Genomic DNA, 232 nt, shown 5'->3' on the forward strand with positions numbered 1-232 from the left:
GGAGTATGCAGTATAATATTTTTTAATTACTGTATGTTTACTGCCATTGAATTGTCTACTATACCGATAGCTACAGCTCTGTTATATACTGGACCAACTTTTGTAACAATTATTTCCTTTTTCTTATTTAAAGAGCCTTTCACACGCATCAAAATTATTGCCCTTTTTATGACTTTATTGGGAACGTGTTTAGTGGTTGGCTTATCACCAGGAAATTTGAATAACCTTGACT

Annotated in this window: 1 protein-coding gene; it reads left to right on the plus strand. The window is 32.8% G+C overall.

What is annotated here, in order from left to right:
- Positions 1–33 precede the first annotated feature (33 nt).
- Positions 34–232 (plus strand): EamA family transporter (locus tag Q4550_RS24200; RefSeq protein ID WP_303536821.1); only part of this gene is annotated, 199 nt, incomplete at its 3' end.

Origin of the sequence: Anaerobacillus sp. 1_MG-2023, assembly GCF_030547345.1 — a bacterium.
Lineage (GTDB): Bacteria > Bacillota > Bacilli > Bacillales > Guptibacillaceae > Guptibacillus > Guptibacillus hwajinpoensis_B.